Genomic DNA, 25,628 nt, shown 5'->3' on the forward strand with positions numbered 1-25,628 from the left:
ATATTAAGACAAAATACGCGTTTATTGAAAAACTTATAGATAAGCCATGAATCAACTCAGTTCGCTCCAAACCGAGCAGATCAAGGAAATCGGCGGGTATCTCCGCCAACAGAGGGAAACACGCTCCCTCAGCATCGATGACATCGCCGCGATGACCCGGATTCGCGTGCCGATGCTCGAAGCGCTGGAGGACGGAGATCTCGATCGCCTCCCCGAATTTATTTACGTCAAAGGCTTTATCCGTCGGTACGGCGAGGCGTTAGGTCTAGACGGCAAATCCCTCGCCGAGCGTCTCTCTCCCAGCGTCGAACAGTTAACCCGAGAGGCGACCGCGCCGGCCCCGAAAAAACCGCCGGCGAAAGCTCCCGCAAAGACCGTCCCCGCGCCCGTCGAAAAGCCGCTCGAACCGGTCTCGCGGGTCACGAATAAACTCGAAACCCCGCCTCCCCCCCCGAAACAATCGAAATCTCCCTCTTTCGGGATGTACCTTTGGTTAGGAATCCTAGCGGGAGTCTGTAGCGGACTCGGTTATCTCTTCCTGCGTCCTCCTTTCGGTGAACCCTCGATGGAGCCGACCAACCCGGAACAGAGTCCCGCCGCCTCGATCGCTCCCTCTCCCGTTGTCTCTCCCTCTCCCGTCGCCTCTCCTTCCCCCTCTCCCTCCCCGCTCACGTCCCTCTCGGCGACGGTGAACATTAACGATCCCTCCTGGTTGCGGGTGAAAGTGGACGGTCAAACGGTCTATCAAGGCATTCTCAAGCCCGGAACCACGCGAACCTGGACGGCGAAAAAGACGCTCAATCTCCGTACCGGAAACGCGGGCGGCGTGAAACTCTCGGTCAACGATAAACCCGCGGAGGTGATGGGGCCTCTCGGTCAGATCGACGATCGAACCTTCACCCTCGATACCCCCAACCCGTAAAAGCGTTTTAGGGTTCCCTAACCTTGCCTACGGGTTAGGGAACGGGAGCGATCGAACGACCACCGTGACCACCGCCGGGTTCACGGCCACGAGAATCGGGATAATTAGCGATTTAATCCCTTTTAAATCCGAAATATCCTTCACTAGCGCGGTCTGTTCGCTCTCGACTTTTTCCAAACGCTTGCTAATTCCCTCCACTTTCTCGGTTAGAGTTGCCTGGCCGATTTCTAGTTTGGTGAAGCGCTACTCGACTTTAGTGAAACGCTCCTCGACTTTAGTAAAACGCTCCTCCATGCCATCCATCCGACGGTTCAGGTCATCGGATAACTTGTCGATCTTGCCTTCCAGCCGGGATAACAAGTCCTCTAGGGAATACGTGACCGTGATCGGTGTTTGACTCATCGTGCCGGACTCCTTCGCTCTTTCTCGCGGAAAACTAATTTTATTATCGCTCGCTCGCTTCGGGTGAAAGGGATCGATGCTAGACTAGATAGATTATGGCGAATCAAGACGACAAGATCAAAATTATTAGCGATAACCGCCAGGCGCGTCACCTTTACGAGATCCTAGAAACCTTCGAGGCCGGGGTACAGTTGGTGGGAACCGAGGTGAAATCCGTGCGCGCGGGCAAAGTCAATCTGCGCGACGGTTACGTTCTGATCCGCAACGGGGAAGCGCTATTACTGAACGTGCATATCGCCCCCTACGAGAAAAGCGGGGAATACTTCAATCACGATGCCCGGCGCACGCGCAAATTATTAATGCACGCCAAAGAAATTAGAAAACTGATCGGACAAGTCGAACAGAAAGGCTTAACTCTTGTTCCTTTAAAAATGTATTTTAAAGGGAGTTGGGTAAAAATCACGGTCGGTCTCGGTAGAGGCAAGAAATTACACGATAAACGCGAGGATCTGAAGCGTCGCCAAGATGAGCGGGATATGGCGCGGGCGATGAAACGCTAGTCAAGACACTTTCGCGACCGGCAAATGTCCTCGGAATTCGGGGTCGTGTTTTGTTACAGTGAAGGGAACAAGAACTTAAATTTTATTCCCGTGGTTCGATCGAGGAGATCTCCCTATGAAATTATTGACAAAATTATCTAAATATGCTAAAGGAACGTTGCTTGTCGCGCTCACGATGACCGTGGGTTCGGTCGCCTTACTTCCCGCGCTGACTTTAGCCAACGGGAATCCGGGATTGACCATTTTTAGCGGGGTCGATCGCAAGGATATCCTCGACTACTTTCTACAATTCGGCGGTCGTCCCAATCAGATCGATCGCTATAAACTCTATATTCCCGCTAAAAAACTCTCTCAAGGCGCGTCTACCTTTTTCGTTTCCTATCCCGATTACTTTAACGGCCAGTTCGATACGAGCAAGATGGAGGTACGCGTGAAGGGACAACCCGTACCCCTCAAAGAAGTGATCTGGGATAAAGATAGTCGGATCATTCAAATCACTCTCGACAAAGCGATCGATCCCACCAATAAAGTGGAATTGGTCATGTCTAACGTGAAAAATCCCGACCTCGGAACCTATTATTTTACCTGTGACGTTCTCGCGGCGGGTAATGTCCCCGTCCGTCTCTACGTCGGTACCTGGATTGTTAGTATCGAACCGTAGTTCGATCGCCGGTGAATTCTCGTTATCCTCCTGAAAACGCTACTCTAGAGTTCAGGGAGGATAATTATTATGGCGATCGAACGTTGGACGGATGAAAGGCTAGACCGGTTAGCCGATAGTGTGGATAGACCCCGCGAGAGTGTCGGCGAATTCCGTCTCGGTCTTAGTGACGCGCGGGAGGGGATCGATGGCTGGAGAATTACCTCGCGAGCGCTATTACAGGTAGCGGCCCAACATCAGCGAGAGATGGAAGCCGTTCGGGAACGTCAAGTTGAAAGCGATCGAAATTTAACATCTTACTCGAAGAAGTCCGCTACCTAAACCGTCGCGACAGGGAAGAACCGTGAACGAATTCTTCCGCGGGAGATTTCAAACCGAACTTTCCAGAAATTCCAAGACCGATTTATCCTGTACCGGACAGCAATTCCCCGCGTGTTCGTGTTCCTCTTCCAGATGGGCTAAAACGGGACAGGTGACGCGAACATCGGGTTCTTTCGATCTTTCTATTTTTAACTCGTACAATTCTTTCTCTAACTGTTCGACCCGATCGACCAAAGCCCGAATCGCCGCCGCCTCCGAGTCCGGTAAGTTCCCGTGTTCTAACGGATCGACCCGTACCCCCGCGCGATAGATCAGACGACCTGGAACGCCTACCACGGTGCAATCGGAAGGAACATCGCGCAGAACCACCGATCCCGCCCCGATCCGAACATTATTGCCGATTAATAAATTTCCCAACACTTTCGCGCCCGCGCCGACGACCACGTTTTCCCCCAGCGTCGGGTGACGTTTCCCGCTTTCTTTCCCCGTCCCCCCGAGGGTAACACCCTGATAGATCAGCGCGTAATCGCCGACGATCGCCGTTTCGCCGATCACCACGCCCATGCCATGATCGATAAACACTCCGTGACCGATCCGCGCGCCGGGGTGAATCTCGATCCCCGTCAGAAAACGGGCGATATGGGAGATCATCCGGGGAATGAAAGGAAGACCGAGGGTATACAGCCAGTGAGCGAAGCGATGGAACAAGAGGGCTTGTAAACCGGGATAACAAAAGAGAACTTCTAGCCAATTCCGAGCGGCGGGGTCACGTTCAAAGATAACCTTGAAGTCGGCCACGAGAGTTGATATCACGAGTCGTTATTCCTGTCGATACGAGCGTATACCGATCATGATATCGTTTTCCGAGCGTTTTAGAATAGGGGCAGAAAACTGTAACTTTTTGGGCTGGCGATGGGAAGCGTTCTAGTATCCGTCCTTTTTCTGCTCGTAGTCGGCTGGATTTGCTCCGAAGGGTTTGTTTTCCTGCCATTTCACCTGTTCGATAGTTTACAATCGCTCTCGTTCTATGTTTTTATCGCGATCGGGATACTTTTAGCCGGTTGGATCGTCGGGGACTAGACAAAGGAATGTTAACCGATATCGCTTACCACCGGCGAATTTTGGTAAGTTAGTAGGTTGAACAGCGCGAACTCGCCCCTTTATCGAAGCAGTCCTATGGCGTTAATTGTCCAAAAATACGGTGGTACATCCGTCGGTTCCGTGGAACGGATTCAATCGGTCGCCAATCGGGTCAAAAATACCGTCAGTCAAGGAAATACCGTGGTGGTGGTGGTTTCGGCGATGGGAAAAACCACCGACGGATTAGTGGGTTTAGCCAAGCAGATCTCCTCGGAACCCTGCCGGCGCGAGATGGATATGTTGCTATCGACGGGGGAACAGGTCTCGATCGCCCTGATGAGTATGGCACTACAGGAAATCGGCCAACCGGCGATATCCCTCACCGGCGCCCAAGTGGGCATCGTCACCGAGTCCGAACACGGTCGCGCTCGCATTCTGGAGATCAAGACCGATCGCCTACAACGCCATCTTACCGACGGAAAAGTGGTCGTGGTGGCGGGATTTCAAGGCATTAGCGACGGCGACGAGTTGGAAATCACCACGTTAGGACGGGGGGGATCGGATACCTCCGCGGTCGCGCTGGCGGCGGCGTTAGGGGCGGATTTTTGCGAGATTTACACCGATGTTCCGGGAATTCTGACCACCGATCCCCGGTTGGTTCCCGAAGCGCGGTTGATGACGGAAATCACCTGCGACGAGATGTTGGAACTCGCCAGTTTAGGGGCGAAAGTCCTGCACCCGCGCGCGGTGGAGATCGCTAAGAATTTCGGGGTCCCTCTCGTCGTGAAATCCAGTTGGACGGACGATCCGGGGACGTGGGTAACTTCGCCGACTCCCAAACCCCGATCGCTTCAGGGATTAGAACTAACCAAAGCGGTGGATTCGGTGGAATTCGACGGCGATCAGGCGAAAGTGGCTCTTTTACGGGTTCCCGATCGACCGGGGATCGCGGCGCGTTTATTCGGCGAGATCGCCCGGCAACAGGTGGACGTGGATTTAATCATCCAATCGATCCACGAGGGGAATAGCAACGATATCGCCTTCACGGTGATGAATAACGCGCTTTCTAAAGCGGAAGCCGTGGCCGCCGCGATCGCCCCCGTTTTACGCGGTCAGCCGGGGAATCTGGAGGAAGCGGAGGTTATCGTCGAGAAAGGGGCGGCCAAGATAGCGATCGCCGGCGCGGGCATTATCGGACGACCCGGCATCGCGGCGAAGATGTTCGCGACGTTAGCGGAGGCGGGAATTAATATCGAGATGATTTCCACCTCGGAAGTGAAGGTGAGTTGCGTGATCGACGAAACGGACGGGGCGAGGGCGATCGAGGTTCTCCAGTCTGCTTTCGACGTGGAGTACAACCCGCGACCGGAAAAAGTGAGCGAGAAGGATGTGGCCGTTCGGGGAGTGGCGATCGATAATAATCAAGCTCAGGTCGCTATCCGTCACGTTCCCGATCGACCGGGGATGGCGGCCATTCTTTTCAGCGCGTTGGCCGATCGGGGGATCAGCGTCGATATGATTATTCAATCCCAGCGCTGTCGGGTGGTCGGGGGAATTCCGACTCGGGATATCGCGTTTACCTTACCCCAGGCGGAGGCGAATAATGCCCGTAACGTGTTATTAGAATTGAGCGAATCGATCGGGCCGATCGAGGTAATCGTGAATAACGACGTGGCGAAAGTGAGTATCGTCGGTTCGGGAATGATCGGACAACCGGGAGTCGCGGCGCGCTTTTTCGAGGCATTGGCGAAGGATAGTATTAATATCCTGATGATCGCGACCTCGGAAATTAAAATCAGTTGCGTGGTGACGAAAGAGGACGGGGTGAAAGCGTTAAAAGCGGCACATTCCGCGTTCGGTTTAGCCGGGGAGGAAAAGGTCGAGGTTCCGGCGTGAGGAGGCAGGAGGCAGAAGGCAGGAGGAGCGTGGATCGTAATTTTATCGATAAACACTGGATTCTTTCTGTCTGAAAAAGACTCGATACGATCGAGGGGATTGTATGGTAGCCGTTAATTCGATCGAACAGAAACTAACCCTAGAAGATTTCCTAAATCTTCCGGAAACGAAACCCGCGAGCGAGTATATCGACGGAGAGATCCGCCAAAAGCCTATGCCACAGGGAGAACATAGTACCTTACAGGGTGAACTCGTAACCGGTATCAATCAGGTCGCGAAACCGCAAAAAATCGCTTACGCGTTGCCCGAATTACGCTGTACTTTCGGGGGTCGATCGATCGTTCCCGATATCGCCGTTTTCACTTGGGAGAGAATCCCGAGAACCGAGAGCGGACGGATCGCGAATAAATTTGAAACTTATCCTGATTGGGTGATCGAAATTCTGTCCCCCGAACAATCGGCTAATAAAGTTATCGAAAAAATTCTGTTCTGTCTCCGTCAGGGAACTCGACTCGCTTGGTTAATCGATCCCGAAGATGAATCGGTGTTAATTTTCCGTCTCGATCGAATGCCGGAAATTAAACGAGAGGATGATATTCTTCCCGCGTTACCCGTTTTAGAAGATTGGCGGTTAAGCGTTCGGGAAATGTTCGCTTGGTTGACTCCGTAACGATTTTACTCCTCGATCACCACGATTTTGATTCTCGACGATAAACCCGATCGGATCGACACCCGCGAGCGCGGGACTTGAAAATGTTTCGCCAGTACCTCGATCAACTCCCGATTCGCTTTCCCCTCGGTGGGAGGGGATTTCAAAGAGACGAGAAAACTGCCGTCCTCTTGAATTGTCACCGATTGTTGTTTAGCGTTCGGTTTTACCTTGACTTGAATCGTGGCGCTCATTTGTCGCCCTCGCTCTGTTCCTGACAGCGATCGCACAATCCGAAAAATTCTAGCGTGTGGTAGTACACTTTAAACTGATGGGAACGTTCTAACTTGTGTTCCAGATCGTGAACGGGGCATTCCTCGAACGGGATGGACTGACCGCAGTGAATACAGGTAAGATGGTGTTGATCCTGCTGTATGGAACTGTAGAGGGATTCGCCGGTCGAGAGCGTCCTCGCCTGTATCGCCCCCTGTAACTTCAACGATTCTAAGGCTCGATACACCGTGGCTAACCCCATATTCTGGTCGCGCTGACGCAGTTCCACGAACAGTTCTTGAGCGGATACCGCCCGATTTAACGTTTTTAGCAGGTGAAATACTCGCTCTTGAGATCGGGTGCGTTGGGATTTCATATATTTAGGGAAGCCGTCGATCGATTGAAAGCTATGTCCACACAATATCAGTGCTGTATTTATGTTACCTTGCGACCCTCGGTTCTCGATCCGGCGGGAACGGCCGTTCGATCGGGCCTGAAGCAGTTAGGCTACGAGAGCGTGGAAGACGTTAGAATCGGCAAGTACATCGAACTAACCCTGAGCGCCGAGGACGAGTCCGACGCTCGCGAACAACTCGATCGAATGTGCGATCAACTTCTCGCCAACCCCGTGATCGAGAATTATCGCTTCGACATCAAGCCGTTAGTTCGGGGTTAACCAAGCCGTCTTTTCAGTAACCAGTAACCCGTAAAAATCAGATGAAATTTGGAATTATCGTATTCCCCGGATCGAATTGCGATCGAGATGTGGACACCGTGACGCGGGGAATTCTTAACCAACCGACGCGCTTTGTCTGGCATCAGGAAACCGATATCGCCGATCTCGATGTGGTGGTGGTTCCGGGGGGATTTAGTTACGGCGATTATCTCCGGTGCGGGGCGATCGCGCGGTTTTCCCCGGTGATGAAAAGTGTCGTCGAACACGCGCGACAGGGGAAATACGTGTTAGGCATCTGTAACGGTTTTCAAGTGTTAACCGAGATGGGATTATTACCCGGCGCTTTGATTCGCAATCGAGATTTACATTTTATCTGCGATCGGGTTCCTGTACGGGTAGAAAATACCGATTCCGTCTGGACGCGGGGTTACCAATCGAAATCGGTGATCAACCTACCGATCGCCCACGGGGAAGGCCGTTATTACGCCTCCGAAGACACGTTAAAAGAGTTAGAAGATAACGGTCAAGTTCTTTTCCGGTACTGTTCGATCGACGGCGAAATCGACGAGGTAAATAATCCCAACGGTTCCCTAAACAATATTGCCGGCATCGTCAACCGCGAGGGCAATGTATTAGGCATGATGCCCCACCCGGAACGCGCCGCGGATTCTCTCCTGGGATTAACCGATGGCAGTCCGTTGTTTAAGGAGTTGATAGCTACCGCGAGCCGCTAATTACAGTTCCTCAGAGAATGTTATGGTTTGACAATCAGTTGCAACCCTTATGAACTTATCGAAAAAATTTGGAGATTTAGGGATGTACGAAAATGAGATTGTCAAAGAAATCCACAAATATAGAGAAGAATACGCTCGATCGTTTGACTATGATTTGAGAGCTATCTTTGACGATTTACAAAAAAAGCAAATGGCTCACAAAGACAAGCTAGTTAGACTTCCCATCCAGCGAAAAATATACTCTTCCTCGCGTTCGATCGAGAGCGCATCGTGAATGATTTTTTCGCCCGTCTTCGGAGTCTCGGTTAAAAGCCAGAACTTGTATAGCCTCTTATCGAACAATTAGAGCGGAACTTCAAATAGAACAAGCCTATCGCCGGTATCGAGGACACGATCCCGATTTTGCCGATCGCCGGTTTCGAGGATAGAGAGGAAGCGGAAGATGACGGAACAGTATAACTACAGCGCGCGATCGCCCCGAAAACCGCGCTCGGGAGTCTAATCCGACGATCGCCCGATCGAAGCCGGTATCATCCGACGGATTTTCTAGCCGATCGGGGGGATTCTGTGGCATACTTGACCTCGATCGCTTCAGCCGACCGCCCTATGCTAGACATCAAGGATCTGAAAATCACGTACCCCGGCGAGTTAACCACGGGACGACGCGCGATCGATGGCGTGTCGTTTAGCCTGTCGCGGGGGGAAACGCTGGGACTGGTGGGAGAGTCCGGCTGTGGTAAATCGACCATCGGGAAGGCGATCTTGCAATTATTGCCAGATCGAACCCGGATCGAGGGGGAAATCCTCTTCGACGGTCGATCTTTATTATCCCTGTCGCCCGTCGAGTTACAAAAATTCCGCGGCGAGGCGGTGGGATTGGTGTTCCAAGATCCGATGACGCGTCTCGATCCCCTGATGTCGATCGGCGAACATTGTATCGAAACCCTCCGCGCCCATCAACCGCGTTTACCCCGCGATCGGGCCCGAGAAAAAGCCTGCGAAGTCCTGGAAAAAGTCAAAATTCCCCCCAATCGATGGGCGCAATACCCCCACGAGTTTAGCGGCGGGATGCGTCAACGGGTGGCGATCGCCCTAGCCCTACTGTTACAACCGAAATTAATGATCGCCGATGAACCGACCACCAGTTTAGATGTGACCGTGGCGGCGGAAATCTTGCGGGAGTTAAAGCGTCTCTGCGCCGAGGAAGACATGGGATTGCTGTTAATCTCCCACGACCTAGCGATGGTCGGGGAATACTGCGATCGCATCGCCGTGATGAAGGACGGCCGGATCGTCGAGACCGGATCGGTCGAAACGGTTTTTCGCTCTCCCGAACACGAGTACACCCGTTCCCTGCTGGACGCGGCGCTGTATATCCGGGTCGGCGAGGAAAAACGGGCGGAAGGCGACGAGACCCGACCCCTCGAACCCCTGTTAAAAGTGCGCGAGTTAAAGCAGTATTACACCCTAGAAGGGAATTTACTCGATAGTTTCTTCAAAAAAGACAAAAAGCTGATTAAAGCGGTTGATGATGTTAATTTCGAGTTATATCGCGGGGAGATTTTCGGGCTGGTCGGTGAATCGGGGTGTGGCAAAAGTACCCTCTCGCGGACGATCCTACAGTTAATCCGGGCGACTTCCGGATCGGTGGAATTTTCGGGGGAAGAGTTAACCGGACTCTCGATCGAGAAAATGCGCTCCAAACGTCGGTTAATGCAGATGATCTTTCAAGATCCCCTCGCCTGTCTCAATCCCCTGATGACGGTGGGGGAAAGCATCGCCGATCCCCTGATTATTCACCGGTTAGCCACTCCCGACAAGGCGCGTCCGGAAGTGGAAGCGATGCTAGAAAGGGTGGGATTAGAGCCGGCTCGATTTTACGGACGATACCCTCGGGAGTTGTCCGGGGGGCAACAGCAGAGAGTGGCGATCGCCCGCGCTTTAATTACCCGTCCGGAGTTGGTGATCTGCGATGAACCGGTGAGTATGCTGGATGCCAGCGTGCAGACGCGGGTTCTGGAGTTGATGCTAGAGTTGCGATCGATGTTCGATCTCACCTATCTTTTTATTACCCACGATCTGTGGTTGGCTCGGTTTCTCTGCGATCGGGTGGCGGTGATGACGGCCGGGCAAATCGTCGAAATGGGAGAAACCGAACGGATTTTCAGCGATCCTCGCGATCCCTACACGAAGAAATTACTCGCCGCCGCGCCCCGGATTTCGAGCGATCGGAACTGAGAGCGATCTCGATAGCGGGATCTTCAGGGGGACATTACAGATTTAAACCTAGCGCGAGATCGGTTTTCTTTAGAAGAGGAGTTATGGGAGAAAAAATGATCGGGTAAAAAAATATTTATTGAACGTTAACTCAACAAGGAATTACCTCAATGCTCATTATTTTTAAAATCAAAAAACTCGTTCAAAAATTTATTTTTAGTTTACAAGAAGAAGGTTTAAAACCCGCACTGAAAAAGACGAAACGAAAGATTCTCAAACGATTCACGGGTAGCGCGCCTTCCGAGTTCGAGGATCAGATCTTAGAAGCGGCGAGGATTGTCGAGCCGCGTCCTCTAGAAATCGCCTCTAGCGATTCCCCTCTCGTCTCGATCATTATTCCCGTTTATAATAAATTTAACTATACCTTTAACTGTCTAGAATCGCTGAGTCAACACCTCGATCGATCTCTCGCTTTCGAGGTGATCGTGGTCAATGACGCGTCAACCGATGAAACGGAACAGCGATTAAGCGAGTTAGTTACGGGCATTCGAGCGATCACGAACTCGGAAAATTCGGGATTCATTCGTTCCTGTAATAACGGCGCTTCCGTGGCGAAAGGAAAATATCTGTATTTTCTCAATAATGATACCCGAATTCTTCCCGATTGTATCGAAAGCCTGGTTCGATCGATCGAGAACGATCCGACCGTCGGCGCGGTGGGATCGAAATTAATTTACGCCAACGGTAGACTACAAGAAGCGGGGGGAATTATCTGGAATTCCGCGGACGGCTGGAATTACGGCCGTCTCGATTATCCCGAGGAACCGGAATATAATTACGTCCGTCCCGTCGATTATTGTTCGGGAGCGAGTTTACTGGTTCCCGCGGATTTATTCCGTCAGTTGGGAGGATTTTCGGAAACATTCCTTCCCGCGTATTACGAGGATACCGATCTCTGTTTCGCGATCCGGGATCTCGGCTATAAAGTCCTCTATCAACCCGCTTCTAATCTGATCCATTACGAGGGAATCAGTTCGGGAACCGACCTAACCAGCGGGATCAAACGATATCAAGTCATCAATCAAAGTAAGTTCCGAGAAAAATGGACGGGACTGTTAGCGAAACATCTCGATAACGATCCGAATAATGTTCCCCGCGCGGCCCGACAGTGGCGGGGAAAACCGACGATTTTGGTGATCGATTCCTACGTTCCCCTGTACGATAAAGAATCGGGGTGCGTGCGATTATTAAATATTCTAAAGATATTGCTGGAAATGGGGTATTCTGTGATTTTCTTTCCCCATAACGGCTACCCGGAACAACCCTATACCTCGACTCTCCAGCAGATGGGAATCGAGGTGATTTACGGGACGGAAAGAAATAATAATCTAGAGGCTAAATTGCTCGATCGCCTGCCGCTGGTCGATGTGGTTTGGTTGTGTCGTCCCGAATTGTGCGATCAATATATGGATCTGATCCGTTTTCAAAAAGCGGTTCCGATTATTTACGACACGATCGATCTGCATTTCCTCCGCTTGAAACGCCAGAAAGACTATCTAGACCCTTCCTATCAAAACACCACTTGGAGTTGGGAAACCTATCAGAAGTTAGAGGTAAATTACGCGAAAAAAGCCTCGGCAACGGTAGTCGTTACTGAAGACGAGCGCCAAACTTTATTATCGTTAGGAGTGGAAAATGTTCGCGTTATTCCCAACGTTCACGCGCCACACACCGCGACGGAAAATGTCCCCTTCGAGGAGCGATCGGGTTTAGTTTTTATCGGCAGTTACAATCATCCCCCGAATATCGACGCGGTGAAATGGTTATGTACGGAAATCATGCCGATTCTCTGGCGCTCGCGCCCGGAAATTACCGTTACTTTACTCGGGAGTAATCTGAAAGAGGAAGTAGCATCTTTAGCGAGCGATCGAGTGATCGTTACCGGATACGTGGAAAATCCCGAACCCTATTTCGCGAAAGCTCGCGTTTTCGTCGCCCCCCTACGTTTCGGCGCGGGAATGAAGGGAAAAATCGGTCAGAGTATGTCGTTAGGACTTCCCGCGGTGACGACGAAAATCGGGGCCGAGGGAATGGGATTGATCGATCGACAGGACGTGTTAATCGCCGACACCGCGGAAGACTTCGCCGCGGCGATTCTCGAACTCTACGACAATCGCGAACTCTGGGAGAAAATTTCCCGGAATTCCCTGGAGTCGATCGAGCGTTACAGTCCCGCGAACGTGCGGAAAAGTTTAGAAGAATTACTCTCGATGATTCGCGAATAAAATCGAACCCGAACCGTCTTTTGTCGGGGAGCGAACCGATCGAGCGTTAAGAAGGAAAAACCATCAGCCGGAAACCGATCGCGGTTAACGCGAACAGTAACAGGAAATGAGGAAGATTACTCGCGATCGATCGCTTGGTAATTCTCAGCAATGGATAGGGGCTGAAAACGAGCGCGGAAAGTAACGTCACTCCCTGAAGAAAAGCGGCGACATCGGGACTCCAGGTTAAACTCGGCAACCCGGCGCCGCTATAGCCCAAAGTTCGCGCGAAAACGGGCAGAATTCGCCCGGCTTCGGTGATGGCGGCGGGAATATAGTGGGTTAAATTCACGGCGAGGGTGAGGGGGAGATACGCGTAAATAACGGTGAGATAATCCGGTTGTTCGGGATCGAGAAAACGGGCGATCGAGTGGGCGAGATAGGTTAAAATCGCGGGAATACTCAGGAGAAATAAAGCGATCGGTACACTGACGGCTAAATGCTCCGAATCGATCGCTAAATTTCTCCATCCAAAACTATTGACAATTTCACCAGAATAGTGTAAGAAAACGCCGCCCAATAACAGCAAAAGTAAGGCGGCCTCCGCGGGGAATTCCTGATGATTATCGAGCAGATCCGAGGCGGGAAAGCGGAGATTTAGCTGGGCCGATCGATTGGGACAGGATTTCAGGCAGGTCATGCAGAACATACAGTCGCGGTTGTCCCGCAGGTGCGCCGGGTGGGAGTAGAGGGGGCATCCGTCGCCGGCCTGTCCCTCGGTGGGAAACGCGTTGGCGAAGGCGATCGGGGTCGCCGCGCTACCTTTATAACAGCCGAAGGTGGTACACTGCGCGCCACAGACCTGCGGGGTCGATCGTAGCTCGATTATCGATAATTTGGCGAACATTCCGTTCATTCCGCCGATCGGACAGAGATGGCGACACCAGAGACGGCGCTCGTAGATCAGGCTGAAAATTACCGCTCCCGCCGTGATAATCAGCAATAACCAGGCGGAAAGATAGGCGCGATGCGGTAAATCCCACAATCGCTCCCACAGGTAAATCGCCACGAATCCCGCGAACAGTATCCACGCGCCCCAACGATTCAACCAGCGCGTGTTCCAAGGCAGTTGTTGACGCGGCCATAGCCACAGGGAAACCCGGCGCGACCATTCTCCCGCGACCATGAAAGGACAGACCGCGCACCAGAGACGACCGACGAAGGCGAACATGAAGAGATACCCCGGCCACCACCAGGCCCAGAATAGATTGAGCGTCAGGCTACTCTCTCTAGACTGCGGCCCGAGGAATCCCCAGAGGACGACGGGAACGAAAACGACCATCATGGCGATCCAGATACTTTCCGGATACCAGCGACTTAACAAGAGCGGTCGTAACCAGGAGACATGAGTGAGGAGATCGAGGCGGAAGGCGTTTTTTGGCGATTCTACCGACCATAGCACCTGTTCCGGGACGATCGACTGTTCCGGCGAGGTCATAATCACCGCCCGATGCAGGATTTCCGCCAGTTCCGCCAGATTTCCGGGGTAATCGTAGCTCATGAGACGGCGCAGATCGGATCGATCGAGTTGCAGGGGCGATCGTCCCGACTCCCGGCAGAATCGATCGAGAAAGTAATCGGCGAAGTCGGGAATATCGGCCTTGCGCGCGGACAGTCGATCGAGTTTGATGGCGATCGCTTCCACTCCCGGAAACTCCAGTTTATCGGGAGAGGCGAGGATTAACCGTACCCCCGAAGAGTACGGTTCGAGAGACGGGGTGCCAGCGATCTCGTGGTTGGGAACGAGGGAACCGGTCTGTAGGTAGTGGAGGAGTCGGGAGCGATCGCCGTCGCTTAACTCCTGTACGTTATCGAGTAAAAGCGTTCCCCGTTCCAATAATTGCAGTATTCCCGCTTTTTCTCCCGCTCGACCGAAGAGAATATCGGTATTCCGTTTCCCGTCTCCTAATCTCGGTAATTCCGAGCAATCGAGTTCGACGAAAGGATGTTTGTTCAGACCCGATCGCTCGTGGATTTTCCCCGCGACAAAGGTTTTTCCCGTCCCCGGTCGCGCCTGGAGGATAACCGGCTGTAAACCGGTCGCGGCCCGATCGATCTGTTCGCTCAGTTTGCGGGCGTTTTTACTACTGCCGAGAACGGTTTCGCCGAGGGGAATCGATCGCAGATAGGATTGTAAGCCCTGAATTCTCGATCGTTCCCACGTTACCCGTCGCTCGTGATCGCCTAGATCCCTCGCCAGGAGGGAATTGATCGCCTGTTGAATTTCCGGGTATTCCCGGCACAATCGATCGAATTCCGATCGGGCAATTAACGCGATCTCGCTATCGATTAAGCTAATCGCACCGCTAGGGTAACTTTCCCCCGCGCGATCGCCGACGAGAAGCGCGTACCCGAACAGATCCCCCGCGTTACCGTAGCGCATTAACGAGGTATCGGGGGAAGATTCGCCGGAAATCTCGATTTCTCCCCGTTTGAGTAGGTAAATTCCCTCGGGAATATCTCCCTCGCGATAGATGACCGTTCCCGCCCTCACATTAAAAATCTGGCTCGCTCGATCGATTTCCCGCAGGGTGTCCGGGGGCAATTGTCCCCAGACCGGATGACTCGCGAGCCAGTTTTCGCGATTTTTTTGACCGTTTTCCCCGTCGATGGCTAACGGGGGGGGATCGATCGACCGGGGGTGGGAGTTCATAAGACCTATCTCGCGGGAGTCGGGAGGAAAAAATCTTGATTCTAAACGCGGGTTCCTTAAATGTCGAATCCGTTACTTTCCGAAAAATCGAACTTTTTCCGCCCGTTCCCTGGGTTTTACAGGGGTTAAAGGGAAAATTTCTTTTAAATACGGCTCTATCGTTATTATAAGATTATTTTTTAGCGGAAAGTCTTAAGATCGATGTAAATGGATTCGAGAGTTCCCCGATCGAGGGAACCGACGGCGAAACAAGACTAAAATTCCCGGTACAGTGTCAGTATTTAGAGGTTGAGACGGGCGGATAACTCTACGGTCCGCCTCCCGCGGGCCTCCAATTTATCGTCGTCATCCTCGAAAATGTCGATGGGTGGCCTTGTAACCAACTCTAAATTATTTAGCGATCGCCCCGCGAGGGGTTTCCGTCTCTCTCCCTCCGTCTCCGATCCCTTCCTGAATCTCCCTAGACCTCGAAGCGCGATTCGTTTTTAAAAGTCTAAAAACTTCTAAAACTGGAATCGTACCGGATAAATAGGATTTTTCGGCAATTTTTAACCATAATATTCTTGATTCTCCCTCCTGACTCCTGGCTCCTGTCTCCTGAACCGCACGACCATTTTTCAATTCCGCACAAGAGGTCTCATGACTCGCCCTTTAACCCCGGAAAACAGGATTTTTAACCGTCCGCGCTGGTCTTGGCAAGACGGGCTATTTATTCTATCGATTATCGCCCTCCTGTTCGTGATTGTTAGAACCGCCTCGGATTTCACCGGCGCCTATCATTCCGATATCCCCATCGAGACCGATCCCCGTTACCTTCCCGGTTATACCCTGCAAACCCTGATCCGGATGGCGATCGCCTACCTTCTCTCGTTAGGATTCTCGATCATCTACGCGTACACTGCCTATCGTTCGCGGGTAGCGGCGCGGATTTTAATTCCCCTGCTGGATATCCTGCAATCGATCCCCGTCCTGTCGTTTCTGCCGGGGGTGGTACTGGCGCTCGTCGCTTTGTTTCCGGGGGAACGGATCGGCGTGGAATTAGCGGCGATTATTCTAATTTTCACGGGAATGACCTGGAATATGGTCTTTAGTTTCTATCAATCGTTGACTAGCATTCCCCGCGAGTTACTAGAGGCGGCGGAGGTGTACCGTCTGAATTTCTGGCAGAGATTCTGGATGGTGGAACTACCCGCCGGCGCGATCGGACTGGTGTGGAATAGCGTCATGTCGGTGGCGGGAGGATGGTTTTTCCTGATCGCGATCGAATCCTTCACGCTGGGCGATCGATCGTTTCGATTGCCCGGATTGGGTTCTTTTCTGGCGCGAGCGGCGAACGAGGGCGATTTCGGGGCGATCGTCTGGGGATTGGTGGTGTTAATCTCGGTAATCGTGGCGATCGATTTCCTGATCTGGCAACCGGCGATCGCTTGGGTGGAAAAGTTTAAATTCGAGACGGTAGAATCGGAAAACGCGCCTTTCTCGATCGTTCTCGACTTCCTGCGCCGTTCTCCCACCCTCCGCCTGATTTCCGAGCGTTTTCTCGCTCCCGCCACGCGTTCGATCGATAATCGATTGGCCCGGCTCCTCGCCGCTCCTAACACTACAAATCAAACAAAAAGTCAAGCAAGAATCGGTATCTGGCTAAACGGCGCGTTCGTGGGCGGTTTCGGCTTTATCGTCCTCTGGGGAACCTGGGAGGCGGTTTTACTCCTACAGAAACTCGATTTCAACGCCTGGAAGACGGTGATCGCCGGGGCGATTTTCACCGCGCTTCGGGTGATGGTGGCGTTATTGCTATCGCTGTTGTGGACGGTTCCCGTCGGCGTAGCGATCGGGCGGAATCCGCGGTTAGCACAGATATTACAGCCTTTAGTACAGATAGCGGCATCGGTTCCCGCCACGGCGTTATTTCCCGTGTTACTGCTGTTTCTAGCGCGCTTGGGCGGGGGATTACAGATCGGATCGATCGCCCTAATGATGCTCGGTACGATGTGGTACATTCTCTTTAACGTGATCGCCGGCGCTCGATCGATTCCCTCGGAATTATTCGAGGCCGCGAAAGTGTACCGTTTATCCCGCGTTCAACGCTGGCGAACGTTAATTTTACCCGGCATTTTTCCCTATTTAGTCACGGGAATTATTACCGCGGTCGGGGGAGCTTGGAACGCGAGTATCGTTAGTGAATATATTCAATTTCAAGGGAAAATTCTCACCACGCCGGGACTGGGATCGACGATCTCGATCGCCACGGAAAAAGGCAATTTTCCCCTCCTTCTCGCCGCGACCGGGGTGATGTCCTTGCTGGTGGTATTAACCAATCGTCTCGTCTGGCGGCGCTTGTATGAACTGGCGCGGGATAAATATCGTTTGATGTAGGGGCTGGAAATGTAGGTTTGGTCGGGCGATCGGGAAACCGGAGAAATCGCTACAAGAGCGGCGATCGCTCTCATGATTGGAGACCGGGCGGGGATCGATCGATAGTGATATCGATCGGAAATCCCTCCCCGGTAATCGCCCTCACCCAAACAAAAATAAGGCGCGTTACACTAACAGTAAGGCACTCGAAAAGAGCGGCGATCGCGCCGGGAGAAACGAGCCTTAATTGAGAATTGTTATCACCCCTCGGGATATGCTATAATACAGGACAGTTAGAGATTGGAAGTGAAAATGACTTGAAACTAGAGTTTGAATGGAATGAAGAGAAAGCTAAGGCTAATCAAAGAAAACATGGAATTTCTTTTGAAGAAGCATCCACGGTATTTGATGATCCCTTATCTATAAACTTCGATGATCCTGACCATTCCGTAGGAGAAAATCGATATCTGATCATAGGGTTATCAGATCAAGGCAAATTTCTATTGGTTTCTTATACGGAGCGCGAGCGTAAGATTCGTTTAATTAGTGCAAGATTAGTTACCCCGAAAGAAAGGAGATATTATGAACGATAACATCCAGGATGAATTAGAAGATGATTTGCGAGAAGAATATGATTTAATCCAACTAAAAAATCCTGTTCGTGGAAAATATTATCAACAGTATCGAGAGGGTCATAGTGTTACTATTCATTGTGAAGATGGCACCCAAAAAGTCGAACATTTTCCACCGCAAAACGATGTAGTTATTCTCGATCCTGATGTTAAAAAATATTTTCCCGATTCGGAATCGGTTAATGCTACTTTAAGAAGTTTAATTAAATTAATTCCTCGACAATAGTTGGAAGGATGGGTTTACCACATCTATAATCATGGTTTACGGGAGGAGTTATATTAACGGTAACGCGCCCGAAAAGAGCGGCGATCGCCCTCATGATTTGAGGACGGCCGGGGATCGCATCGATAGCGAGATCGATCGAAAATCCCTCCCCGGTAATCGTCCCCACCCAAACAAAAATAAGGTGCGTTACCGTAACAGTAACACACCCGACAAGATGGGGCGATCGCACTATTTACCCAAAAAAAGGGGCTTTTAACCCCTCTTAAAAATTGCGTTACAAGATCGGTGATCGCTCTCAAGTTGACCATTTATTTAAAGACAGAGCCAATCTCTCAGCCCCATTTCAATTAATTTCATCTGTGATTCCGATAGCATTCCAAGCTTTTTCACAAAATATGGTGGGGGAACGGTTACAAAACCCTGAAGTAGGAAGACACCTTTTCTTTTCAGAAAGGGAACGCAGATCTGAATCTCATATTGGGAGCCTCTGATACTAGTCGTATGAGGAACCACAGCAATCAAAGCTCGATCCTCATCTCCATAAGATTCACTCACAACAAGAGCGGGGCGTACTTTCGCGGCTATCCCAAAATCGATGAGCCAGACCTCACTACGAACTGGCTTCGGATTCCCCATCTGCCTCCTCCTCTGCATCTAGACGAGCAAACGATTGAGCGGCCAAAAGGACTGCATCATCATCACTCCAGTCTCCATAGTCTCCATTCGGACTCAGGCTTGCTGAAAGGAACTCAGATCTTTCTCTGGCTGAAAGTTTTTTGAACTGTCTAAGAAGTGTTACAACTGCTTCACTCATGGCTTCAACCGATAGCTTGTAGATTACCTTCTGCCCACTAGGGTAACACAGCGATCGCACTTTACATCCGTCCTCATGATTTACCCAAAAAAAGGGGCTTTTAACCCCTCTTAAAAATTGCGTTATAAGGTCGGCGATCGCACTACAAGATTGGCGATCGCTCTGTAGTTCATCAAGCAGAATTAACCACGATACTTGAGCTTGACACCTGTCGGATTGTAGCGGCTGGACATATAAATGTTGTCGTTGCTGTTGTGTCTTGGACAAATTGGGAAAATATAGGCATCTCCTCCCGTGGCAACCTTTTGGGCTTTTTTCCCAGGGATGACATGCCCCCCCACAAAGCCTGACGTATTGCAATCGAAGCCTGGTCTACCGTCTTTATAGTTGTAGGACGAGCAATGGGTTGTAGTAGATCCACCGTGACATTTATCCGCCCAAAGACGGATCCATGAGTTATATCCGGTAGGTTTAGGGTCACTGGTAGAGTCAATAATATTGGCAAAGGAATAGTTCTGATTCCACGTAATGGTTCCAGCATAAGTTGAATCCACTATTACTTGTATTTCAAAAATATCGTCCAATGAAGGTTGTTCCACATCCGCTTTTTTGGGTGCGAACATAGCTTTGTAATCCTGATAGTTGTCGGGATTCACAATAGGGGCGGGGCCAGTTTGGATCACACCCTGCACTCCCGCATCCAAAAGTTGCACGACGAGTGCATCAATGGCTCCCCGAATGGCTGTTTGGATGACTTGCTTCACCACAGGAGTGTTATCGATAAAGTCTGTCCACATGTGGGGAGCGACTGCGGCAACACCCGTGCCGTTCAATCTATGGCTACTGGTTAACTTTGTATGTTGCTCAAGGCTAAGATGAATTGCCAGTTGCTTGTTACTAGTATCATCCGATCCGCAGATGGTAACATACTGCATATCTGGGTCATAGCTGTATGGAATGGTGATATGACTGAATACCTTAAAGTGAAAAAAATTGCCAATTTCCATCGGAGTGCTGGTAAATAGATGCTCACCTGCAACTAGCTTCAGTTCCACTGGCACAGTATGTTGCCTCAGCATTAGGGGGGGCTGATTAAGCGGATTGAAAAGAGGAAGGTTAAATGTAATTTTGGTCATGGCTTAAACTCTTTCTCGTAGAGAAACTTGGCTCTTCTAGACTTCGTTTGATAAATTAATACTAAAAAATACCTATTCTTGAATCCCCTAATATGTAAGGACTTAACCTGATATCAAGTATTAATTTTGTATAACTAGTCTAGGAGAGTCAAAAGCTTTTTATTCTTGCTGCTCTGAATTAATCTTTAATAGTGCTGCTTTGTTGCGAAAGCTTACGGACACACCAATTTCAAGATCTCTTGTCTAGCAAGAGTTTCAGCGATTATTTTGCGTCGAACTCACGTTGATTAGAATATGAATGTCAATTTCATAATCGGCAACGTCTACTATTTTTCTATGTTCACTCTGGAGAATTTGCAAATTTATGCTGGAGGGCAAGCTGGCACAATTGTGTTAACCCAACCGATAATTTGTAAACCATCATTTGAAATTGTTCGTCCGTCAAAATCAGAGTTAAACTTCTTATCTTCTGACCCTTGAGAATAAGAGCCGCTAATTGCAAAAGGTCCCCATCCAAGAGATGCGCTCGTCTCTAACTTACTACTGATAAATGAGGAATCTTCATGTCCCCAGGTGGCAGTAATCTTCATATCCCGGACGGCGATAAAAGATGTTGGCAGATTAGGAAAAGGCATACCCAGTGGCTGTGTTTTGGTTCCATTTGAAAGTCCAGAAGCAGGAAATGCCTGACCGAGATTCCATCCTTTCATACTGAACAGTAGAAAATTGAGCCAAGGACGGGTAATATCAACACGGGCAAACTTAAAACTTACGGTTAATTCTGTTGTTGTCTCATCCATAGATTGATGGCTATCTTCTTTTGAAAAGCTACCACCTACAGACCAAAGTCCCCATGATGCACTCCCGCCAGCACTCATGTTTGTATAGTCAGAATGTTCACTCCGATGCAGGCTTTTGGAATCAATCGTTACAGTCGTCCATTCTTCACTAGCAGAACTTGCAAACCAGTTGGAAGGAGAGGCATACGAAGCCCAATATACTTTTCCTGGATTTGTGAGACTGGCTTTTCTCAAGTTATTGAACTGGGTTTTTGCAGCATCAAAAACCACGCCGACCTGATTGTTAGAGGATTGTGCCAGTATCGCTAGTTTATCCTCAACTTGAGTCTTTTGAGCATTTGTCCAATCACCCCAGGCTGTGTTTACAGAATCTATGAATGCTGGCCCCAAAATTGCCCATTTTCGTTGATCCTCTGGCTTGCTCATATCGTATTGGAAGTAATTAGACATTAATGCAGCAACAGCATCGTCATAAGCTTTTTTCTTCCGTTTGTAGGCCGCATACACAGGCGAATCCACCTTAACAGTAATTGGTTTACCTGAAGCATCATAATCAGTGCCATCAGCTTGAAGAAAGGCAATTGCTTGGTCATACTGCTGCTTTGCCTTTGGATCGAGAGGAGGAGGCACAACTTGGGCATTTACAACAAGGTTGTAAATATCCGATATGTTTTGACCATTCGGCGAATAAATTGGATTTAATGATGGTACTTTATCAACCAGAAAAGATAAGTTTTCCGTTGCCGCCGTACTACCTTGCGGGTTTTGGGGGCTCCACGGATTCGCAAACTGTGCAACATCAATTTGTAAGCCAGGCCACTCCAATGTCAAATAGGTTTGATCGGCTTGGCTTCCTCCCTGACCCTGCGCCTGTGCAGGTGGACTAGTAAACGCACTGAACAGAGTGTCATAAATTGCTTGAAGCATTTGGTCTTGATTAATGGACATGATTGATTACATACCTTGCGAAAGTTTACTGAATAAGCGGAATGTTGGCTTTGAACATTGTGATTATTATTCAAAATTCACTTAAACACAACCAAAGTTTACCAACTTAAGAAAAAGTTCGTAAAATTCCCCAAGCCCTTACCTCACCTAACTTCCAGACCCTCCACCCTCTCGCAAAAATCCTTAACTTGGGAAAAATCCCCAACTTTATCAACTTAAGCCCGATCCCTTGTCAAAATATCCTGACAGACTGCCCACTCTCCGCTTGACAGACTATCCACTCTCCACGATCGCTATAATCTTGAATATCGCGATCTCCCCCATGACAGGTAAAGCTATCTCAACAATAATATAGACCCTTTTCTGCCGATCGAGTTGCCTTGATTTATACTAAAGATGACAGGGGTTGCGATCGCCCTTGATTATCCCAACCGTACTAACCATGAAAAGCCGAACTTTTCAACTGCAAACCCACAATGGAAATCTCGTTATTCCCCCCGAAATTCAGGATTACTTGCGCCATTGCCCGGATAATATCAAAATTTCTCTGACCATCGAATCTCTTGAGTTTGATAGGGATGAGCTTGATCCGACCGCCGATGATCCCGATCGCAACAAAGAAATTAAAGACTCTTTTCAACAAAGTTTATTAGAAATACAACAAAAACGAAGCGCGGGGCGACCAACCATTTCAGAGGAAGACGTTTATCAACGTTACGGAATTTCTGTTGAATGAATTATTCTGTTAAATATGAACCCGAAGCTGTTGACGATCTTGACCGATTAACGCAGACAACACGAGTGCGAATTCTCAAGAAAATTGAATGGCTAAAAAATAATTTGGATCGGATTTCTCCTCTGTCTTTAACAGGAAGTCTTTCTGGTTTTTATAAGCTCAGAATTGGTGATTATCGGGTTATTTACGAATTCGATAAAGAGAATCATATTATTTATATCAACAGAATTGGGCATCGTCGAGAAATTTATGAAGAATAGCGGCGATCGCATTAATCTTGAATCTCCCTCTTCGCCGACACTTTTGATTGGCTTGCCTTGATTCATACTAACAACTACAAGAACAAGGAAGTCCAGATGTCCGAGCCGCAGGATAATCTCTGTACTAAGAATCGCGACTGGAACGCGACCGGTGATCAGGGCAAAAGGTAAACCGGATCAGAATCATCTTACCCTTCATCGTTCACGGGTCGCCCATCTTCGAGGGTATAAATATCCTCTTCCGGATCGTGGAGGAAAGCGAAGCTAGGGTTGGATGAGAGCGCGCCCGGCCAAGGTCGATCGCCGATCTCATCCTCCTCCGGCATCAGCAGGATAACGCGCACCCGACTGGCTTTGTCTCGCGGAAGGGGACGATCGAGTTGGATTTGCCCTTCTGTATTTAAGATACCCGTGGTTTCGATCGCTCGCATGGTCACAGGGGGAAAAAGTCATTCGATCTCATCGTAACACCTCAGAACCGAAGCCCCGCTCCCGGCCATCGATCGATTAAGTTCCGTGTAATCTTCTCCCTCTGGAAAAAAATGTACGATAATCTATCTTTAGATTGTTGTGTTCCCTGACTTTCCATGTATATACCCAAATCTCCCTATCTTGACCTATGCCCCAATCCCAAAGGCGACATAGAAAAATCGCTATTCTCACACCTCTAGGGTTACAAAAACTCCAAACCGCCATCTCCGAGTCCGATCTCTGGAATCCTTACACTAAATCCGCCACTTTAGAAGCCTTAAGCGAACAAACCGGGCTATCGATCAATACTCTGAGCAAAGTCCATAACCGACAGGTGAATGTCGATCTACGCACCCTGAACCGCTATTTCAATGCCTTTAACTTGACCTTAGAAGCTGGCGACTATATCTGCCCCGTTCAGGTGGCTCGGATGCGGTCGCCGGTTTCCGGGCGATCCTCCGGGGAATTACCGGTCATGCCGTCCCCTTCTCCCACGACCACCGTACATTGGGGTACGGCGCCGGATGTGTCCGCGTTCTACGATCGCGCGGCGGAATTAGCCACGTTAACGCGTTGGATTGGCGAGGAACGCTGTCGCTTAATCAGCCTCGTCGGGATGGAAGGGATCGGGAAAACCTGGTTGGTCGCCAAACTCGCCGAACAGATACAGTCGGAATTCGAGATGGTGATTTGGCACAGCCTGCGACCCATAAAGAGAGGTTTGCCTTCTATCCCTTCCGTTCCAGACTTTCTAGACGATCTGATTCGATATTTCACACCTCGATCGGAAACCCACTTACTGGAAAATATCGACGGTAAAATACTATTTCTGTTAGATCGCTTGCGCCAGACCCGTAGCTTGTTGATCGTGGATCATGTGGATGTCGTTCTACAATGTCCCCCTCACGTCGAGAGCGATCGCCGCAGTTATCAGCCCGGTTCGGATTCCGAGGAATACGAGGAACTGTTCCAATACTTAGGGCAGGGACGACATCCAAGTTGCGTCGTTTTGACCAGTCGAGAAGAGCCGAAAAAAATTCAACGATCGACGGGAAACCATTCCCCGATCCGAGTCCTACCTCTGGAGGGATTGCCGGTAACGGGGGCGCGACAAATTTTTCGGGCTAGGGGTATTTTTCGGGGAAGTCCCTCGGAGTGGGAGCGATTAATCACCTATTACGGTGGCAATCCTTTGATGTTAGAGATCGTGGCCGCGACGATCGAGCGGTTATTTAATAGTAATCTCACGGAATTCTTCGACAACGGTACGCCGATTTTCGACGAGATCCGGGAATTGCTCGATCGACAGTTCGACGGCTTATCCCCGATCGAAAAAACGGTGATCGAAGTTCTGGCAAAACAGGACAGCCCGCTCGAATTTACCGAACTGCGATCGCGCGTTTCTCCCAAGATCTCGACGACCGTTCTGTTAGCACTGCTGAAGTCCATGAAAGCGCGATCTCTGCTCGAAAAAACCACGAAATTTTTTTCCTTGCCACCCTTACTAAAAGATTATCGAAGAGAAAGACATCCCGTTCGATCGATGATCTACGGGGACTTTCCACGGGTTCTCTGAAAAGCGATCGTATTCCCGCCCGGCAATCTTGAAGAACTCGCGCGGATATAAAAATCGAGGCTTGAAAATTAGTCTAACGCTAATCTTCAAGCCCGATCGAATTTGGAATGAAAAACCCTAATCTCGATTAGGATTCACTCTCGATGTGGATGAAAAGAAGACCCATCACGACCGCGGGGAAGAGCCAACCGATGATCGGGATGAAGATCCAGGGAAGATAAGAGGCCGCGTATGCACCTGTCATGTCAAATACTCCTAGTTAAAAAATGACGTGGAGAATAATAGCGATCGAACGGAAAACGGATT

The 25,628-nt window shown here is 50.1% G+C and carries 28 protein-coding genes; 17 read left to right on the top strand and 11 right to left on the bottom strand.

Annotation, left to right across the window (positions count from 1 at the left end):
* The first annotated feature begins 46 nt into the window (after positions 1 to 46).
* A complete protein-coding gene (locus V0288_RS09680) occupies positions 47 to 922 on the top strand; it encodes a helix-turn-helix domain-containing protein (RefSeq protein ID WP_332864882.1) in 876 nt (291 codons plus the stop codon).
* Between the two features lie 27 nt (positions 923 to 949).
* Here the strand turns inward: V0288_RS09680 and V0288_RS09685 are convergent, their stop codons facing one another.
* Positions 950 to 1,120 (bottom strand): hypothetical protein, encoded by a 171-nt coding sequence (locus tag V0288_RS09685; RefSeq protein WP_332864883.1) that lies wholly within the window; start codon positions 1,118 to 1,120, stop codon positions 950 to 952.
* A 45-nt stretch (positions 1,121 to 1,165) separates the two neighbouring features.
* On the bottom strand, positions 1,166 to 1,324 hold the full coding sequence (locus tag V0288_RS09690; protein WP_332864884.1) for a hypothetical protein: 159 nt from the start codon (positions 1,322 to 1,324) through the stop codon (positions 1,166 to 1,168).
* Between the two features lie 95 nt (positions 1,325 to 1,419).
* On the opposite strand from V0288_RS09690, the gene smpB reads away from it, so the two are divergent.
* The 3 genes from smpB to V0288_RS09705 all read left to right on the top strand — a co-directional run bounded on the left by smpB (position 1,420) and on the right by V0288_RS09705 (position 2,866).
* Entirely contained in the window at positions 1,420 to 1,884 is a 465-nt protein-coding gene (smpB, locus tag V0288_RS09695; RefSeq protein ID WP_332864885.1) for an SsrA-binding protein SmpB, read from the top strand.
* A gap of 115 nt (positions 1,885 to 1,999) precedes the next feature.
* Positions 2,000 to 2,545 (top strand): DUF2808 domain-containing protein, encoded by a 546-nt coding sequence (locus tag V0288_RS09700; RefSeq protein WP_332864886.1) that lies wholly within the window; start codon positions 2,000 to 2,002, stop codon positions 2,543 to 2,545.
* A gap of 69 nt (positions 2,546 to 2,614) precedes the next feature.
* The gene (locus tag V0288_RS09705) at positions 2,615 to 2,866 is read left to right on the top strand and encodes a hypothetical protein (protein ID WP_332864887.1); all 252 of its coding nucleotides are present in this window, start codon (positions 2,615 to 2,617) and stop codon (positions 2,864 to 2,866) included.
* 48 nt (positions 2,867 to 2,914) lie between these two features.
* On the opposite strand, the gene cysE is transcribed toward V0288_RS09705, so the two are convergent.
* The gene (cysE, locus tag V0288_RS09710) at positions 2,915 to 3,679 is read right to left on the bottom strand and encodes a serine O-acetyltransferase (protein ID WP_422661944.1); all 765 of its coding nucleotides are present in this window, start codon (positions 3,677 to 3,679) and stop codon (positions 2,915 to 2,917) included.
* Between the two features lie 363 nt (positions 3,680 to 4,042).
* Here cysE and V0288_RS09715 point away from each other — a divergent pair, with 363 nt between their 5' ends.
* Both V0288_RS09715 and V0288_RS09720 read left to right on the top strand, forming a co-directional pair.
* Positions 4,043 to 5,842 carry an aspartate kinase gene (locus V0288_RS09715; protein ID WP_332864888.1) on the top strand — a complete coding sequence of 600 codons (1,800 nt, stop codon included), beginning with the start codon at positions 4,043 to 4,045 and terminating at the stop codon, positions 5,840 to 5,842.
* Positions 5,843 to 5,945: 103 nt separating this feature from the next.
* Complete coding sequence (locus V0288_RS09720; protein ID WP_332864889.1) at positions 5,946 to 6,512, top strand: Uma2 family endonuclease; 567 nt, start codon at positions 5,946 to 5,948, stop codon at positions 6,510 to 6,512.
* A gap of 5 nt (positions 6,513 to 6,517) precedes the next feature.
* On the opposite strand, the gene V0288_RS09725 is transcribed toward V0288_RS09720, so the two are convergent.
* Both V0288_RS09725 and V0288_RS09730 read right to left on the bottom strand, forming a co-directional pair.
* A complete protein-coding gene (locus V0288_RS09725; RefSeq protein ID WP_332864890.1) occupies positions 6,518 to 6,745 on the bottom strand; it encodes a DUF167 domain-containing protein in 228 nt (75 codons plus the stop codon).
* Positions 6,742 to 7,140, bottom strand: coding sequence for a Fur family transcriptional regulator (locus V0288_RS09730; RefSeq protein WP_332864891.1), 399 nt, complete (start codon positions 7,138 to 7,140; stop codon positions 6,742 to 6,744). Before V0288_RS09730 ends, V0288_RS09725 begins: the two co-directional genes overlap by 4 nt.
* 33 nt (positions 7,141 to 7,173) lie before the next feature.
* On the opposite strand from V0288_RS09730, the gene purS reads away from it, so the two are divergent.
* From purS to V0288_RS09750, 5 genes are all read left to right on the top strand, one after another.
* Entirely contained in the window at positions 7,174 to 7,440 is a 267-nt protein-coding gene (purS, locus tag V0288_RS09735) for a phosphoribosylformylglycinamidine synthase subunit PurS (protein WP_332864892.1), read from the top strand.
* Between the two features lie 41 nt (positions 7,441 to 7,481).
* Positions 7,482 to 8,174 (top strand): phosphoribosylformylglycinamidine synthase subunit PurQ, encoded by a 693-nt coding sequence (gene purQ, locus V0288_RS09740; protein ID WP_332864893.1) that lies wholly within the window; start codon positions 7,482 to 7,484, stop codon positions 8,172 to 8,174.
* Positions 8,175 to 8,256: 82 nt separating this feature from the next.
* The gene (locus V0288_RS25110; protein ID WP_422661946.1) at positions 8,257 to 8,448 is read left to right on the top strand and encodes a hypothetical protein; all 192 of its coding nucleotides are present in this window, start codon (positions 8,257 to 8,259) and stop codon (positions 8,446 to 8,448) included.
* 332 nt (positions 8,449 to 8,780) lie between these two features.
* Positions 8,781 to 10,412 (top strand): ABC transporter ATP-binding protein, encoded by a 1,632-nt coding sequence (locus V0288_RS09745; protein ID WP_332864894.1) that lies wholly within the window; start codon positions 8,781 to 8,783, stop codon positions 10,410 to 10,412.
* A gap of 149 nt (positions 10,413 to 10,561) precedes the next feature.
* A complete protein-coding gene (locus V0288_RS09750; protein ID WP_332864895.1) occupies positions 10,562 to 12,676 on the top strand; it encodes a glycosyltransferase in 2,115 nt (704 codons plus the stop codon).
* A gap of 46 nt (positions 12,677 to 12,722) precedes the next feature.
* On the opposite strand, the gene V0288_RS09755 is transcribed toward V0288_RS09750, so the two are convergent.
* Positions 12,723 to 15,368 (bottom strand): sigma 54-interacting transcriptional regulator, encoded by a 2,646-nt coding sequence (locus V0288_RS09755; RefSeq protein WP_332864896.1) that lies wholly within the window; start codon positions 15,366 to 15,368, stop codon positions 12,723 to 12,725.
* Between the two features lie 639 nt (positions 15,369 to 16,007).
* Here V0288_RS09755 and V0288_RS09760 point away from each other — a divergent pair.
* The 3 genes from V0288_RS09760 to V0288_RS09770 all read left to right on the top strand — a co-directional run bounded on the left by V0288_RS09760 (position 16,008) and on the right by V0288_RS09770 (position 18,581).
* Positions 16,008 to 17,744, top strand: coding sequence for an ABC transporter permease (locus V0288_RS09760; RefSeq protein WP_332864897.1), 1,737 nt, complete (start codon positions 16,008 to 16,010; stop codon positions 17,742 to 17,744).
* 296 nt (positions 17,745 to 18,040) lie between these two features.
* On the top strand, positions 18,041 to 18,316 hold the full coding sequence (locus tag V0288_RS09765) for a BrnT family toxin (protein ID WP_332864898.1): 276 nt from the start codon (positions 18,041 to 18,043) through the stop codon (positions 18,314 to 18,316).
* Positions 18,306 to 18,581 carry a hypothetical protein gene (locus V0288_RS09770; RefSeq protein WP_332864899.1) on the top strand — a complete coding sequence of 92 codons (276 nt, stop codon included), beginning with the start codon at positions 18,306 to 18,308 and terminating at the stop codon, positions 18,579 to 18,581. Before V0288_RS09765 ends, V0288_RS09770 begins: the two co-directional genes overlap by 11 nt.
* A 312-nt stretch (positions 18,582 to 18,893) precedes the next feature.
* Here V0288_RS09770 and V0288_RS09775 read toward each other — a convergent pair whose 3' ends face one another.
* The 3 genes from V0288_RS09775 to V0288_RS09785 all read right to left on the bottom strand — a co-directional run bounded on the left by V0288_RS09775 (position 18,894) and on the right by V0288_RS09785 (position 22,279).
* Positions 18,894 to 19,235 (bottom strand): type II toxin-antitoxin system PemK/MazF family toxin, encoded by a 342-nt coding sequence (locus V0288_RS09775; protein WP_332864900.1) that lies wholly within the window; start codon positions 19,233 to 19,235, stop codon positions 18,894 to 18,896.
* A gap of 342 nt (positions 19,236 to 19,577) precedes the next feature.
* On the bottom strand, positions 19,578 to 20,531 hold the full coding sequence (locus V0288_RS09780) for a hypothetical protein (protein ID WP_332864901.1): 954 nt from the start codon (positions 20,529 to 20,531) through the stop codon (positions 19,578 to 19,580).
* 362 nt (positions 20,532 to 20,893) lie between these two features.
* Positions 20,894 to 22,279, bottom strand: coding sequence for a hypothetical protein (locus V0288_RS09785; protein ID WP_332864902.1), 1,386 nt, complete (start codon positions 22,277 to 22,279; stop codon positions 20,894 to 20,896).
* Between the two features lie 442 nt (positions 22,280 to 22,721).
* On the opposite strand from V0288_RS09785, the gene V0288_RS09790 reads away from it, so the two are divergent.
* Both V0288_RS09790 and V0288_RS09795 read left to right on the top strand, forming a co-directional pair.
* Complete coding sequence (locus tag V0288_RS09790; protein WP_332864903.1) at positions 22,722 to 23,015, top strand: hypothetical protein; 294 nt, start codon at positions 22,722 to 22,724, stop codon at positions 23,013 to 23,015.
* Complete coding sequence (locus tag V0288_RS09795; protein WP_332864904.1) at positions 23,012 to 23,275, top strand: type II toxin-antitoxin system RelE family toxin; 264 nt, start codon at positions 23,012 to 23,014, stop codon at positions 23,273 to 23,275. The genes V0288_RS09790 and V0288_RS09795 overlap by 4 nt, the downstream gene beginning before the upstream one ends.
* A gap of 188 nt (positions 23,276 to 23,463) precedes the next feature.
* Here V0288_RS09795 and V0288_RS09800 read toward each other — a convergent pair whose 3' ends face one another.
* Positions 23,464 to 23,706 (bottom strand): hypothetical protein, encoded by a 243-nt coding sequence (locus V0288_RS09800; RefSeq protein ID WP_422661947.1) that lies wholly within the window; start codon positions 23,704 to 23,706, stop codon positions 23,464 to 23,466.
* 188 nt (positions 23,707 to 23,894) lie between these two features.
* Between V0288_RS09800 and V0288_RS09805 the strand changes: the two genes are divergently transcribed.
* Entirely contained in the window at positions 23,895 to 25,322 is a 1,428-nt protein-coding gene (locus V0288_RS09805; RefSeq protein WP_332864906.1) for a helix-turn-helix transcriptional regulator, read from the top strand.
* A 127-nt stretch (positions 25,323 to 25,449) separates the two neighbouring features.
* Here V0288_RS09805 and V0288_RS09810 read toward each other — a convergent pair whose 3' ends face one another.
* A complete protein-coding gene (locus V0288_RS09810) occupies positions 25,450 to 25,566 on the bottom strand; it encodes a photosystem I reaction center subunit VIII (RefSeq protein WP_332864907.1) in 117 nt (38 codons plus the stop codon).
* Positions 25,567 to 25,628: the final 62 nt, after the last annotated feature.

The sequence above is a fragment of the Pannus brasiliensis CCIBt3594 genome, from assembly GCF_036688125.1.
GTDB lineage: Bacteria > Cyanobacteriota > Cyanobacteriia > Cyanobacteriales > Microcystaceae > Pannus > Pannus brasiliensis.